Source organism: Collinsella sp. HCP28S3_E12, assembly GCF_052065595.1.
In the GTDB taxonomy this organism is placed as follows: Bacteria; Actinomycetota; Coriobacteriia; order Coriobacteriales; family Coriobacteriaceae; genus Collinsella.
On the sequence record NZ_JBQHTS010000014.1, the window covers coordinates 15,195 to 29,474 of the forward strand.

Here is a 14,280-nt window from a genome sequence, read left to right on the forward strand (position 1 = left end):
GCACGTACTGTTTGTCTAACGACCGCAGACTGCAAAGGCTATACACTTGGAACCACCACAAGGGAAACCACCACAAAGGTGCTGTCCCCTCTGTGGTGGTTTTTGTTTTTAAGAGAGGGGCGGGGTGCCGATGGACGTCCGTGCGGACGGCGATATTGCCGATAGCTTTTGGTGGCGGCGCACAACGCTGACACGTCGCAGCCCTCTGTATGACGCCTGCGTATCGGCGGGGCTGCTGGTCGCGGCGACGATTGTGGGTGCGCTGCTCGACCATCCTGGTCTCGCGCCGAGCATCATGATCGTCTATGTGTTCGCCGTGCAGCTGTGCGCATTCTTTACCTGGAGCCGCCTGTATTGCTTGCTGAGCTCGGCTGCCGCCGTAGCGCTCTACAACTTCTTGTTTGTCGACCCGCGCTGCTCGCTATCGTTTATCGACCGCGTCTATCCCGGCATGTTCTTCATCATGTTTGTGGTCTCGCTTGTGTCGAGCTCGATTGCGTTGGCCCTGCGCCGCGCCTTGGCACAGGCTGCCGCCAGCGACCGTCGCACGCATATGGTGCTCGAGACCAACCGCATGCTGCAGCGGTGTCCCGATCAGCAGCAGATTGTGCATGCCATGGCAACGCAGCTGGCGCGTCTTTCGGGCTGTCCGGTCGTGTGGTACAGCGCCGACGCCGACGATGATGACTTGCTGCCGCGTGCGACGTACACGGCCGTGGGTGACGCCTCGCCGGTGCACCAGCTGACGCCCCAGATGCCGCCGCGGCTCTCGGCGTCCGCCTATGTGGGAACGCCGCTCGATGCCACCTATGGCGGCTCGGCGTTTTATGGCATCTACCTGACGGTTTGCACGGGCGACGGCTTCGTGCGCTCGGGCGACCCCGCCTCGGTGGTGGGCGTGCTGGCTATCGTTGCCGAGCCCGACGTGCTGACGCACGAGGAACGGACACTTGCCGACGCCATCGTGAGCGAAGGCGAGCTGGCACTCGATCGCGCCCGCGCCATGGAGGCCCGCGAGGAGGCGGCGGTGCTCGCCAAAAACGAACAGCTGCGCGCCAATCTGCTGCGCTCCATCTCGCACGATCTGCGCACGCCGCTTACCAGCATTTCGGGCAATGCCGACGTGCTACTCGACCAGGGTTCGACCGGCACGGCCGTGCTCGATAGCCAGACGCGCCGCAGCATGCTCCTTTCCATTCGTTCGGATGCGCAATGGCTCAACGCCACCGTCGAGAATTTGCTCGCCATCACAAAGCTCGAGGGCGGCGGCATGCATCTGTCGACCACGCTCGAGCTCATGGACGATATCGTCGAGGAGGCGCTGCGCCACGTGAATCCGGCCGTACGCGAGCACGATCTTAAGGTGGTGCCGTGCGACGAGCCGGCGCTCGTCAACGTCGATGCGCGCCTGATGGTGCAGCTGGTAGTGAACCTGGTGAACAACGCTATTGCCTATACGCCGTCGGGCTCGCATATCGTGATCTCGATTATGGCGAACGATGGACAGGTGGCATGTTCCGTCGCCGATGACGGTCCCGGTATTGCGCCCGAGGAGCAGGGCCGGATCTTTGAATCGTTCTACACTGTCAACCATGGCTTGGCTGATAGCCATCGCAGCGTGGGCTTGGGACTTTCGCTCTGTCGATCCATTATGTTGGCGCATGGCGGTAGCATAGAGGTTGCCGCGGCGGACCCGCACGGCTCGGTCTTTACGATTGGGCTTCCCGCCGCCGACGTTTCGTTTGATAAGGAGTAACGCTGTGTCGAACTCTGCCATGAAACCGCTCATCTTGGTCGTTGAGGACGACCCCGCCGTCCGCAACCTTATCGTTGCCGCGCTCGAGTCGCACGGCTTGCGCCATATGGCCGTGGAGACCGCCCATGCCGCCATCGCCGCCGCCTCATCGCAGGCACCGAGTATTGTGCTGCTCGATCTGGGCCTGCCCGATATGGACGGCGTCAAGGTGGTGGAGTCGGTGCGCGCATGGTCGGGCATGCCGATCATTGTGGTTTCGGCGCGCAGCGAGGATGCGGACAAGATTCGCGCACTCGATGCCGGTGCCGACGACTACCTGACCAAGCCGTTTTCGGTCGAGGAGCTGCTCGCGCGCATTCGCACGACGCTCAGGCGCCTTTCGTATGCGCAAACGGGCGGCGTTGCCTCCGAGGGCTCGTTCGATACCGGTGAGCTGCATATCGATTTTGATGCCGGCATCGCCACGATGGATGGCGAGGAGCTGCATCTGACGCCGATCGAGTACAAGCTCTTGTGCCTGCTGGCGCACAACGCCGACAAGGTGCTGACGCACCAGTTTATCCTGCACGAGATTTGGGGCACGGCAACTAAGAGCGACCTGGCGAGCCTGCGTGTCTTTATGGGCACGTTGCGTAAGAAGATCGAGTCCGATCCGGCGCATCCGCGCTATATCCAGACGCACGTGGGTATCGGCTATCGCCTGGTCACCCAAGGCTAGATCGCCAACCACCATCCCAATATGAGTTGCGGTGAAATACGGTCTAAATTTGCCTAATTCCAGGCAAAACAGTCCGTATTCCACCGCAACTTGGTTTATCTGCCCTTGGGCTTGCTGGCGTATAACTTCTTCTTTTTGGGCTTGCCGGCGCAGGCAGGCTTGCCGTCGCCGCGCGACCCTCGGTCTCCGGCCTGCCCGTGCGCGGGCGCCGTTGCGCGGGGCTTGCGGGCCTCGGGGTTGCGCAGCTCTTCGGTTCGCTCTGCAATCTCCTCGGCGCTAAAGCCGACTTCGGCCATGGCGTCCTCGATGGGCAGGCGGCGCACGATATAGCAATGGTGCACCTTCTGGTTGCGCGCAAAGTCCTCGGGGATGGTCTGCGCCGTAATGTCCTCTAGCACGACGCCCGCGCGCGCGAGCTTGCGCGTCTCGGGACGGAAGCCGCGCAGGTTGCAGCTAAAGATGGCGTGGCCGCCCTGTGCGAGCAGGCGCGATACGCCGGCCAAAAGCTCAACATGGTCGCGCTGGACGTCCCAGGTGCGGCGGCCCATCTTTGATGAGTTCGAAAACGTGGGCGGATCGACAAAAATCAGGTCCCAGCGGTTGCGCGTCTGGCGCTGGACGCGAATCCAGGCAAGCACGTCGTCGCGCACAAAATGATGCTGCGGACCAACAAAGCCGTTCTGGCGCATATTGCGCTCGGCCCAGTCCAGGTAGGTGTTGGAGAGGTCGACCGTCACAGTTTCCTCGACGCCGCCGTCTGCCGCATAGCAGGTAGCGGTGCCGGTATAGGCGAACAGGTTGAGAAAGCGCCGCGCCTGCTTGGCGTGCTCGCGCACCAGGTTGCGGGTGACGCGGTGATCCAAGAAGATGCCGACGTCCAGGTAGTCGTCAAAGTTGACGGCAAAGGTAAGGCCGCCCTCCTCGATGAGCGGCAGACGACGGTGTGCGATATTGGCGCGCTCGCCCGAGCCGCCCTTGCCGGCGCCCTGCTTGCCGTACTGCGAGCCGCCGCGCGAACGCATGCGGGCCTTGGCGTGCACGTGCTCGGCGGGAACATCTAGGATGCGCGGCGCGATGGCCAGAATGTCGAGCATGCGGGCCTGGGCAAGCGCGGGATCGATGGTCTTGGGCGCGGCGTATTCGGCGATGACGAGCCAGCGGCCCGGCGTCTGCGGGCAGCCCTCGTATAGATCGATGGCGGCGGAGTAATCGGGCAGGTCGGCATCGTAGACGCGGTAGCAGCTCACGCCCTCGCGCTTTGCCCACTTGCGGCGCAGACGGGCGTTCTTGCGCAAGCGGTTGGCGAACTGCTCGGACTCGGGGATGAGCACGGGCAGCGGCTTGCCGTCGCCCAGGTCGAGTTTGGCGGCAGGTTCGGGCATGGGGGTGCTGGCGGCTTTGTCGTTGACTTCGTTGGTATCCGCAACCTCGGCCTCGGCATCTGCGCTGGTCGCAGCCTCAAACGCTGCGGCGGCGTGGTCGAGCGACGGCCAGACTTCGACGGTCGCCTCCTCGTTGTTGGGCATGACGGCGATCGAGCGCTCGGGCTCGGCGTGGAGCGAGCGGGCCAGCAATCCATCGCGGGTGAGCGCGGCGACCGGCGCCGCGGCAAGCTCGGGCGCGCGGCGCAGCTCGCCGACCAGCGTCATGGCGTCGTGCATGAGCGAAAGCGGTGTCTCGGTGGTGTCTGCGACCACGGCGGCACCGGCGACAGCGCCTGCATGGTCCAGCACGGTGGCTGGCTTGGCAGCGCAAAAGTCGACAAAACGCTTGTAGCCGGCGCACTTGACCATGCGCTCGGCAGTCTTGCGGGCAGCGGGGTCAATGTCCACGGCGACGATGCGCGCCTGGCGCTCGCGCGCCGCCGCCTCGCGCTCGCGTGCCTCGGCAAGCAGCTGCTCCCACAGGGCGGCGTCGTGCGGCTGCCAGCCCTCAAAGCCCCAGCGCTCGCGTGCAGCGCCCGGGGCGCGGTCGGTCAGAATGTTCACGGCTTCCAGCAGCAGACCGCCGCCGGCGCACGAGGCGTCGATCAGCGTGGGCAGGGCTTCGTTCTCGTAATCGTCGGCCGTCAACTTGCGCTCGCATAGTGCGGTCCAGCCGACCTGCGCCAGCACCAGGGCGGCGTAGTCGGGGCGCAGCACGTGCGCGCCCTCGCCGGCGCGGGTCGCTGCGGGCGGCAGGCGTTTGAACAGCGGGTCGCCCGAAAGGTCCAGGCTTATGCTCGCGCGGCGCTGACGCAGCGAAAGCAGCAGGTGAACATCGGGATCGGCGGCATCGACATCGGCGCGACGGCCCGTGGTTTCGGCCAGGCGGTCGCACAATGCGTCCTTGGCGCGCAAGGCAGAGAAGCGTGTGTTGCGCAGCTGCTCGGTCACGCCGCGGGCGGTGATGGCGATGGTGGCGCCGGGACGGATGATGTTCTCCCAGGCGATGTCGTAAACGCTATCGTACAGCTCGTCGGCATCCTGCGCCTCAAAGCGCCCAAGAACCACGAACACGCGGCTCGCCAGGCGCGACCACAGACAGGCGCGGTAGCCTTCTTCGAGCTCGCCCTCAAACGTAGCGCGGCCCTTCAGCCGGCGGACATGCGAAAGCCCGAGGCGTTTAAGCTCATCGGCGAGTGCGGACTCAAAGCCCTCGGGGCAGCTTGCGTAAAATTCCATGGGTGACCTCTCTGGTTGCGTCGCTCCATTATATGATGGATGCTTCGTTTGCCCTTATCCCCGAAAGGAACCCATATGATTGATGCGTGCCCCGATTCCGCCGTGCTCTTTTTTGACGTGGACGGCACGCTGACGTCGTTCGATCCCGACGATATGACCGATAAGGACTTTTCGGCGGTTCGCCCCTCGCAGACGGTGGTTGAGGCGTTCCGTGCACTGCGCGATGCAGGGCACAAGGCATTTATCTGCACGGGTCGCCCCCTGTGGCTTATCGCCGATAGCCTGCGTGCGCTCGACCCCGCGGGCGTCGTGGCCATGGCAGGCGCCACGCTCGAGGTCGAGGGACGCGTGGTACACGAGGACTGCTTTGACGAGGACGTTATCGAGGAGCTTGCGCGCCGTATGGCCGCGGCAGGGATTGAGGCCTTTTTCGAGACCAACGTGGCTACTTTTGCCCTGGAGCCTGTGGGCGTTGAGCAGTCGTCTCTGATCGGCACTTCTGTGGTGCACAGCACCGAGGAAATGCGCGTCGACGGCAGTCTGCGCGTGGGCAAGGTATGCCTCAGTGTGCCCAGTTTGGCTCGCGTAGCCAACGATGACGGCTTTATCGATCGCGAGTTTGAGCTGTGCAACACCGGTGGTCAGAATCGCGAGCTGAGCCCCAAGGGCATTGACAAGGGCGTGGGCGTGGCGCGAGCGCTGGCGTATCTGGGCCGCGAAGGAAATGCGCGCACCTTTGGCTTTGGCGATTCGGGCAACGACCTGGGCATGCTCGCTGCGGTCGAGACGGCTGTCGCCATGGGCAACGCCATGCCCGAGGTCAAGGCGGTCGCCGACTACGTGACCGACGATGTCGCACACGACGGCACCGTCACAGCGATGCAGCATTTCGGCCTTATCTAATGAATCCCGCGTTCTGACGTTTGCTCAAACTGCGACTCTTTGCTTATGCATGCTCAATCGATTTATCAATCCAAACACTGAGGTGTTTATACCGTTCGCCGAGAAGATAAAAAACCGCAGTTCACGCCTTAATAAACGTAGGTAAAGTGTTTAGCAGTTTATCGGCCGTATGCAAACGAAAGGAATCAGGCAGATGGCAATCAAGGTGTTCGCTGACGGTGCAAACCTCGAGGGCATGCTCGACATGTACGAGAACGGCAACGTTCAGGGTTTCACGACCAACCCGTCCCTTATGAAGAAGGGTGGCGTGACGGATTACCGCGCGTTTGCCAAGGAGGTTCTGGCCCACATCACCGATGTGTCCGTCTCGTTTGAGGTCTTTGCCGACGACGTCGAGACCATGGAGGTCGAGGCCCGCGAGATTGCTACCTGGGCCGAGAACGTCTACGTCAAGATTCCATGCGTGACCACCAAGGGCGAGTCCACCTCCGAGCTGGTCCGCAAGCTTTCGGCCGATGGCATCAAGGTCAACGTCACCACTATCTTTACGCCTACGCAGGTCGATGAGATGGTCGAGGCCGTTGACGCCGAGACGCCGTCCATCATCTCGCTTTTTGCCGGCCGCATCGCCGATACCGGCGTCGATCCCATTCCGTTTATGACGGAGTCGGTCAAGAAGGCCGCCGCCAAGCCCAACTGCGAGGTCCTGTGGGCGTCCACGCGTGAGCTCATCAACATTTACCAGGCTGAGGCCTGCGGTTGCCAGATTATCACGGTGCCAAATAGCATCCTGGCCAAGCGCAAGAACATCGGCCGTGACCCGTACGAGGTTTCGCTCGATACCGTACGCGGTTTTGCCAAGGATATCGCCGCTTTGGGTTTCCATATTCTGCCCTAAGCAAGGGTACCCCCTGCAGCGACGTGCAAAATCGCGAGTTTTCAGCATGGTAAAGACTTTTACCATCTGGTTGAAGCGCGGAACGGCCCCCGTTTTGGCCCTAAAACGCCAAAACGGGGGCCGTTTTTGCTTTTATGGCCCTCTGAAGCGCCGCGGGGCTATCGGGAGATGCTGAATACTCGCAATTTTGCACGCCGCGAAGAGGGGGACGTCCGCTTTGGCGGCTATTTGCCCTGCACCATGGTGAGGGAGATTTTCTTGCGGTCGCGATCGACCTTTTCGACCCACACCTTGACCGTGTCGCCGACGCGCACCACGTCGCTGGGGTGCTTGACAAAGCGGTTGGCCAGCTTGGAGATATGCACGAGGCCGTCCTGGTGCACACCCACGTCGACGAAGGCGCCAAAGTCCACGACGTTGCGCACCGTGCCCTTGAGCTCCATGCCGGGTTCCAGGTCGTCGATGGAAAGTGCTGAGCGGCTAAAGACCACCTCGGGCGCGTCGTCGCGCGGGTCTCGGCCGGGCTTCTTGAGCTCGTTGACGATGTCGATGAGCGTGAGGATGCCGCAGTCCAGGTCGCTTGCCAGCGCCGAGATGCTGCCGATGCGTCGCTCGATGTCGGGCACGCCGCCGCGGCTGAGCTCGCTTGCCGCCACACCCGCACGCTCCAGGACGGCCGTGGCCACCTCGTAGCTTTCGGGGTGGACGCTCGTCGCATCGAGCGGGTTCTTACCGCCGCTGATGCGCAGGAAGCCCGCGGCGTTGAGATATGCCTTGGGCCCCAGCTTGGGGACCTTCTTAAGCTGGCGGCGATCGGTAAAGGCGCCGTTCTCCTCGCGGTAGGCCACGATGTTTTTGGCTACGCTCGGCGTGATGCCCGATACGTATCCCAGCAGGCTCGCACTTGCGGTGTTTACGTCGACGCCCACGCGGTTGACGACGTCCTCCACCACATGTCCCAGGGTGCGCGAAAGCTCGGCCTGGTCAAGGTCGTGCTGGTACTGGCCAACGCCGATGGACTGAGGCGGAATCTTGACGAGCTCTGCCAACGGGTCTTGCAGGCGGCGGCCCAGGCTCATGGCGCCACGCACGGTGACGTCCAGGTCGGGATATTCCTGACTGGCGAGCTCGGAGGCGGAGTACACCGATGCGCCGGCCTCGTTGACGATGGTGTATCGCAGTCCAGGCGCCTGCTCGGCGATGAACTCCGAGACGACTTCTTCGGTCTCGCGGCTGGCGGTGCCGTTGCCGATGACAATGGTGTTGACGCCGTCCTTCTTGACGAGGCGGGCGAGCTCGCGCTTGGTGCCGGCGACGTCGTGGCGCGGCTTGGTGGGGTAGACCACGCCGTGGTCGAGTAGCTTGCCGGTCTCGTCCATGACGGCGACCTTGCAGCCGGTACGGTAGCCCGGATCGAGTGCGAGCACACGGGCGCCGTGTACGGGGCGTGCCGAGAGCAGGCCCTCGAGATTCTTGGCAAAGACGTTGATGGCCTCGGTCTGCGCGCGGGCGGTGAGCTTGGCGCGGGCCTCGCGCTCCAGCGAGGGGGCCATGAGGCGCTTGTAACCGTCGGCGATGGCGGCATCAAAGACGGGCGCAAACACGCCCTGGCGTCGGGGCCAACGGCTGCCGAGGCGTGCCGTGGCGGCAGTGCCGTCGACGTTCACGCGCACGCGGAGCTTGCCCTCGCGCTCACCGCGGTCGATAGCCAGCACGCGGTGGTTGGGAATACGGCGCAGCGGCTCGTCATAGCTGTAGTACGGCTCGTAGGGAGTCTTCTCGGTGGGGTCGGTGGCCTCGACGACGATGTCGGCGGTGTTCTGCGTAAAGGCGCGCAGGTCGGCGACGTTCTCGGGGTCCTCGGCCACCGTCTCGGCCACGATGTCCGCCGCGCCGGCAAGCGCCTTTTCGGGCGTGTCGAAGCCGGCCTCCTCGTTGACGTATGCCGCGGCGGCGTCGAGTGCGCTGCCCTTGGCCGAGGCCTGCATGATGATCATGTTGGCGAGCGGTTCAAGGCCTGCCTCGCGGGCCTTCTGCGCGCGAGTCATGCGCTTTTTGCGGTAGGGCTTGTAGAGGTCCTCGACACGCTGGAGCTGCGTGGCCTCGCGAATCTGCTGCTCGAGTTTGGGCGTGAGTTTGCCCTGGGCGTCGATGAGCAGGATGACGTCCTCTTTACGCTGCTCAAGATTGCGCAGGTAGGACAGGCGCTCGTCGAGTGCGCGCAGGGCGACGTCGTCCATGCCGCCCGTGGCTTCCTTGCGGTAGCGCGAAATAAAGGGGATGGTGTTGCCCTCGTCGATGAGCTTGACGGCTGCCTCGATGTTGGCGGCCTGAAGGTTGAGCTCGCGGGCGAGCTGGGCGATAAGATTCATGGGACTCCTTGCGTTTAAGGTGCGTTTGCAGCACAGGGCTACCAAGGATACCACCCGACGTTCTGCCAAAGCAGTCTTTTTGGGACGGGGCTTTTTTAGCTACGGGACTGCGGACGGGAGACGGTGGAGTCCCTCCTTACAAAACGAGGCCCTGGCCAAACGGCCAGGGCCTCACCACTTCTTTTCAGGCTGCGAGAAAAGACCGTGTGCGCAGGCGCTCCCCGAGGGAGACGGGGGTGTTTGCTCCGCGCGCAGTTTCGCAGCGAAGCGAGAATGTTTGAGCACGGAGTAAACACCCCGTCTCCCTCGGGGAGCTCCGTTGGGAGCGTAGGGGCTGTTTTGAGCTACTCCAGCTCAAACGCTCCGGTGTAGAGCTGGTAGTAATATCCGCGCTTGGCGATCAGCTCGTCGTGGTTGCCACGCTCGATGATGCGGCCGTGATCCAGGCAGATGATTGCGTCGGCGTTGCGCACGGTGGACAGGCGGTGCGCGATGACAAACGTCGTGCGGCCCTCCATGAGCTTATCCATGCCCGCTTGCACGATGGCCTCGGTGCGGGTATCGATGCTCGACGTGGCCTCGTCCAGAATCATTGCCGGCGGATCGGCGACGGCGGCGCGTGCGATCGAAATCAGCTGGCGCTGGCCCTGCGACAGCTGCGCGCCGTTGCCGGTGAGCATGGTGTCGTAGCCGTCGGGCAGGCGGGTGATAAAGTCGTCGGCGCCCGCGAGCTTGGCCGCCGCGATGCACTCCTCGTCGGTGGCGTCCAGGTTGCCGTAGCGGATGTTGTCCATCACAGTGCCGGTGAACAGGTTCACGTCCTGCAGCACCACGCCCAGCGAGCGACGCAGGTCGGACTTGCGAATCTTGTTGACGTTGATGCCGTCGTAGCGGATCTTGCCGTCGGCAATGTCGTAGAAGCGGTTGATGAGGTTGGTGATGGTCGTCTTACCGGCACCGGTGGCACCGACAAACGCGACCTTCTGGCCCGGCTTGGCATATACGGACACGCCGTGCAGCACCTCGTGGTCGGGCGTATAGCCAAAGTCCACGTTATCCATGACCAGGTCACCACGCAGCGGCACGTACTCGATCTCGCCGGTTGCACGGTGCGGGTGTTTCCATGCCCACATGCCGGTGTGGTGGTCGGCCTCCTCGAGCTGCCAGGTCTCGGGGTTGACCTGCGCGTTGACGAGCGTCACGTAGCCTTCGTCGGCCTCGGGCTCCTCGTCGATGAGCTCAAAGATGCGGTCGGCGCCGGCGAGACCCATGACCACGGCGTTGATCTGCTGAGAGATCTGACCGATCTGTCCGCAGAACTGCTTGGTCATGTTGAGGAACGGCACCACGACGGCGATGGACAGCGTCATGCCCGAGATGCTCAGGTTGGGCACGCCCAGCGCCAGGAAAATGCCGCCCGCCAGCGCGACCAGCACGTAGAGCAGGTTGCCCAGGTTCATAAGGATGGGCATGAGGATGTTGGCGTACATGTTGGCCTTTTGCGAGACCTCGAAGAGCTTTTCGTTGCGCTCGTCAAAATCGGCCTCGGCGGCAGACTCGTGGCAGAATGCCTTGACGACCTTCTGGCCGTTCATGACTTCCTCGATATGGCCCTCGACCACGCCGAGCTCGGTCTGCTGCGCAATAAAGAAGCGCGCGGAGTTGGAGCCGAGCAGCTTGGTCATAAAGGTCATAAAGGCGACGCCGGCAATAATCACCAGACACATCCACACGCTGTAGTACAGCATGATAAAGAACACCGTGACGATGACGATGGTCGTCATGAGCAGGTTGGGCAGCGACTGGCTGATCATCTGGCGCAGCGTGTCGATGTCGTTGGTGTAGTGGCTCATGATGTCGCCGCGCTGGTGCGTGTCGAAGTATCGGATCGGTAGGTCCTGCATGCGGTTGAACATCTTCTCGCGCAGCTTTTCCAACGAGCCCTGCGTGATGATGGCCATGGTGCGGTTCCAGAACAGCGAGGACAGGATGCCGACGCCGTAGATGCAGGCGAGGGTGGTCACGAGCTGCGCGATCTTGGGCTGTGCGGCTTCCCAATCGCCCGACTGCCACGATTCGCTAATAATCTGCAGGGCGCTCTGAAGGAAGGTCGCGCCGATGGAGTTGATGACGGCGCAGAGCACCACGCCGGCGACGACGAGGGGCAAAAGCACGGGGTAGAAGCCAAAGAGCGTCTTGATGAGGCGCGACATGGTGCCGCTCTTGCGGTTGAGCGCGCGCTCGGCGGTGGTTGCCTTACTCATGTGCCTCGCCTCCTTCCTGGTTCTGGGCTTGCGTTGCGGATGCCTCGGTGTCGGTCTCGACGGCCCCTTCGCCCTCGGCAGACATCCTGTTTTGCGAGGTAAAGGTCTCGCGGTAGATCTCGCTCGTCTTGAGCAGCTCGTCATGGTTGCCGATCTGAGCGATGCGGCCGCCCTCCATGACGATGATGCGGTCGGCGTCCTGCACGGAGCTGATGCGCTGGGCGATGATGAGCTTGGTCGTGTTGGGCAGGTAGCTCGCCAGGCCCTCGCGGATCTTGGCGTCGGTCTTGGTGTCGACGGCGCTCGTGGAGTCGTCCAGGATCAAGATCTTGGGGCGACGCAGCAGGGCACGCGCAATGCACAGGCGCTGCTTCTGACCGCCGGAAACATTGGAGCCGCCCTGCTCGATCCAGGTGTCGTAGCCCTTGGGGAAGCCGTCGACAAACTCATCGGCGCAGGCCAGATGTGCCGCCTCGCGAACCTCTTCGTCGGTGGCGTTCGGGTCGCCCCAGCGCAGATTCTCGGCGATGGTGCCGCTAAACAGCACGTTTTTCTGCAGCACCATGGCGACCTGGTGGCGCAGCGCGTCCAGGTCGTAGTCGCGCACATCCACGCCGCCCACGCGCACGGTGCCTTCGGTGGCGTCGTACAGGCGGGCGATGAGGTTTACAAGCGTGGACTTGGCCGAGCCGGTACCGCCGATGATGCCGATGGTCTCGCCGCTCGTAATGTGCAGGTCGATATCGTCGAGCGCCTGGCGCTTCGCATGCGCGGAATACTTAAAGCTCACGTGGTCAAAGTCGATGGAGCCGTCGGCAACCTCGCGTACGGGCACGGCGGGATCGGCGATCGTGGGCTCGGCGGCCAGCACCTCGGTAATGCGGTGCGCCGATTCGTCGGCCATAGTTACCATGACAAAGATCATCGACAGCTGCATCAGGCTCATAAGGATCTGGAAGCCATAGGTAAAGATCGAGGAGAGCTGGCCCACGTCGAACAGCGTGCCCTGGCTCGTGATGATGAGCTTGGAGCCCAGGTAGATGATGACGACAAACGCGCCGTTGACGCAGATGTTCATCATGGGGTTGTTAAAGGCGAGCAGCTTCTCGGCGCGGGTGAAGTCCATCTGGACGTCGCGTGCGGCGGTCGCGAACTTCTCCTTCTCAAAGTCTTCGCGCACATAGCTCTTGACCACGCGCATGCCGGTGACGTTTTCCTCGACGGACTCGTTAAGGGCGTCATACTTGTGGAACACACGCGAGAAGATGGGGCGCACCTTAAAGATGATAAAGAACAGCCCAAAGCCCAGCAGCGGAATGATAACCAGGTAGACCATGGCAACGCTGCCGCCCATGATAAACGCCATGGTAAAGGCGAAGATCAATACCAGCGGCGCGCGCACGGCGATACGGATGATCATCATAAAGGCCTGCTGCACGTTGTTGATATCGGTGGTCAGGCGCGTGACGAGCGAGGAGGTCGAGAACTCATCGATGTTGGCAAAGCTGAACGTCTGGATCTTGTAGAACAGGTCGTGACGCAGGTTCTTGGCGAACCCGCAGCTCGCATGGCTGCAGGTGACGCCGGCAGCGGCGCCAAAGGCAAGCGACGTCAGCGCGATGAGCACCAAAAAGCCCGCGGTGGGAAGCATCTCGGCTACGGTGGCGCCGTCTTTGATGGCGTCGATTAGGTTGGCGGTGATAAATGGAATCAGCATCTCGCAGAGCACCTCGCCAAGCACGAGCAACGGCGTGGCAACGGTGACTTTCATATAGTCGCGGATGCTGCCCATGAGGGTTTTAATCATCCAGTTCCTCCCAGGTTTTGCGGATTTTATCGAGCATTTCGGCGAGCTGCTCGCGCTCGTCGTGGGTGAGCGCGCTAAAGGCCCGTTCTCTAAAGCGGATGCGGGCCGCCTGGTCGATGCGGGCGTTTTCCCGGCCGGTTTCGGTCAGGCGAATGGTGAGTTGCCGTCGATCCTTGGGGTTACGGCTGCGCTCAATGAGGCCGTTGAGCTCGAGCTTGGACAGGATCTCGGAAAGCGACCCCGGCTTGAGGCCGAAGTGCATGCCGAGTTCCTGCTGCGACATCTCGCCGCCGGGCTGCTTGGCCAGTAGGCAGATGATGGGCGCCTTGCCGGACACGCCTCCGCCATGAAAATGCATGTAATGGCCGCAAAAGCCCAGGTTATTGAGGATGCGCTTGGCAAGCTTGTCTTCCGAGCTAACCGCTTCGGGTACATCCGCCGGCTGTGACGGGTCGCCGCCGGGCTCGTGCGAACAAAGGCTAAGAGGTTCATCGCACATAAATTAGTGCTGCTCCTTTCTTTAGTTAGGTAGTGGAATTGTTTTGTGCCTAACCAATTTAGGAGCGTGAGAAATCAATGTCAAGGTACCAAACTTATAGTTACGGCGTTTTGCCAAACGCCGTAACGGCTCGACGCTGCAAACCCGCCAGAGCGGCAATCTGCCTTTCAACTTCGGCGGCATGACCAGAAGGTCAATGCCGCCTCGTTTCAAGGCACCTTGCTCACTCTGGCGGGTTTTCGCTGACTTCGCCAAAACATCGGCGTTGCCCTTGTTGGGATAGTCGTTGGGGACGTTCTTGTTTGACTAGTCGTTTAAGAACGTCCCCAACGACTAACTTAAAAACTATGCCGGATTACGGGGCTGAATGACGGATTGCCGACCATGCCGAAATTGGTAA

At 62.3% G+C, this 14,280-nt stretch carries 9 protein-coding genes; 4 read left to right on the forward strand and 5 right to left on the reverse strand.

The annotated features are described in order from the left end of the window. Nucleotides 1-130: 130 nt before the first annotated feature. Nucleotides 131-1,756, forward strand: a complete 1,626-nt coding sequence (locus ACTNBY_RS06625) for a sensor histidine kinase (protein ID WP_441063883.1) — start codon at nt 131-133, stop codon at nt 1,754-1,756. A gap of 4 nt (nt 1,757-1,760) precedes the next feature. After that, nucleotides 1,761-2,474, forward strand: a complete 714-nt coding sequence (locus tag ACTNBY_RS06630; protein ID WP_441063885.1) for a response regulator — start codon at nt 1,761-1,763, stop codon at nt 2,472-2,474. Between the two features lie 95 nt (nt 2,475-2,569). Here the strand turns inward: ACTNBY_RS06630 and rlmKL are convergent, their stop codons facing one another. Beyond that, entirely contained in the window at nt 2,570-5,137 is a 2,568-nt protein-coding gene (rlmKL, locus tag ACTNBY_RS06635) for a bifunctional 23S rRNA (guanine(2069)-N(7))-methyltransferase RlmK/23S rRNA (guanine(2445)-N(2))-methyltransferase RlmL (protein ID WP_441063886.1), read from the reverse strand. A 75-nt stretch (nt 5,138-5,212) separates the two neighbouring features. Between rlmKL and ACTNBY_RS06640 the strand changes: the two genes are divergently transcribed. Both ACTNBY_RS06640 and ACTNBY_RS06645 read left to right on the forward strand, forming a co-directional pair. After that, the gene (locus ACTNBY_RS06640) at nt 5,213-6,040 is read left to right on the forward strand and encodes an HAD-IIB family hydrolase (protein WP_441063888.1); all 828 of its coding nucleotides are present in this window, start codon (nt 5,213-5,215) and stop codon (nt 6,038-6,040) included. A 193-nt stretch (nt 6,041-6,233) separates the two neighbouring features. Next, nucleotides 6,234-6,938, forward strand: coding sequence for a transaldolase (locus ACTNBY_RS06645; protein ID WP_441041423.1), 705 nt, complete (start codon nt 6,234-6,236; stop codon nt 6,936-6,938). A 224-nt stretch (nt 6,939-7,162) separates the two neighbouring features. On the opposite strand, the gene ACTNBY_RS06650 is transcribed toward ACTNBY_RS06645, so the two are convergent. The 4 genes from ACTNBY_RS06650 to ACTNBY_RS06665 all read right to left on the reverse strand — a co-directional run bounded on the left by ACTNBY_RS06650 (nt 7,163) and on the right by ACTNBY_RS06665 (nt 13,880). Next, nucleotides 7,163-9,310, reverse strand: coding sequence for a Tex family protein (locus tag ACTNBY_RS06650; RefSeq protein WP_441063890.1), 2,148 nt, complete (start codon nt 9,308-9,310; stop codon nt 7,163-7,165). Nucleotides 9,311-9,654: 344 nt separating this feature from the next. Beyond that, nucleotides 9,655-11,574, reverse strand: coding sequence for an ABC transporter ATP-binding protein (locus tag ACTNBY_RS06655; RefSeq protein WP_441063891.1), 1,920 nt, complete (start codon nt 11,572-11,574; stop codon nt 9,655-9,657). After that, nucleotides 11,567-13,381: an ABC transporter ATP-binding protein gene (locus tag ACTNBY_RS06660; RefSeq protein ID WP_441063892.1), complete on the reverse strand. Its 1,815-nt coding sequence runs from the start codon at nt 13,379-13,381 to the stop codon at nt 11,567-11,569. Before ACTNBY_RS06660 ends, ACTNBY_RS06655 begins: the two co-directional genes overlap by 8 nt. Next, entirely contained in the window at nt 13,374-13,880 is a 507-nt protein-coding gene (locus ACTNBY_RS06665; RefSeq protein ID WP_441048921.1) for a MarR family winged helix-turn-helix transcriptional regulator, read from the reverse strand. The genes ACTNBY_RS06660 and ACTNBY_RS06665 overlap by 8 nt, the downstream gene beginning before the upstream one ends. Nucleotides 13,881-14,280: the final 400 nt, after the last annotated feature.